The 415-nt window shown below is 56.1% G+C and carries 1 protein-coding gene; it reads left to right on the top strand.

Annotated elements, in window-relative coordinates; all coding sequences use genetic code 11:
* Window positions 1-73: 73 nt before the first annotated feature.
* On the top strand, window positions 74-415 hold a 342-nt coding region (locus tag ACLQ25_RS32825), incomplete at its 3' end, for a hypothetical protein (protein WP_425734607.1).

Below are 415 nucleotides of genomic sequence, written 5' to 3'. Positions count from 1 at the left end.
GCCACGTCACGTACGTCGGCCACACTTCTGAGTCCGAGTCCCAGCCGCGCTGAAAGAACAGAGAGGACGTCTCATGGGTTATAAGAGGACCGAAGAAGACTGGGTAGCGTTCGACGAGATAGCACGAGACTACTACAAAGATGGCCAAGGAAATCTGCTGCCAGCCCCCTTGCAAACATACGAGAGGGAGGCCACCAACGGGATTGTGGTACACCTCGGAAAAAATCTTCATAATTGGCGGCAGGAGGGCAGGAAGATTCCCAGTGACATGCCCAAGGATCTGAAGGATTTTTTGGAGGGTTGCGGAGCGATCTGCGACGTGGCGAAGGCGGTCGCGCCCAGCGCTGCCAAGGTCAGTAGAGACGCTAGGTGGGAGGCGTTCGCCGAAATAGCACGAGAATACTACGGAGATCGC

This window comes from Micromonospora sp. DT44 (genome assembly GCF_049841635.1).
Taxonomy (GTDB): domain Bacteria; phylum Actinomycetota; class Actinomycetes; order Mycobacteriales; family Micromonosporaceae; genus Micromonospora.
The sequence above is the reverse complement of the archived record's forward strand: the minus strand, read 5'-3'. Positions and strand labels throughout refer to the sequence as shown.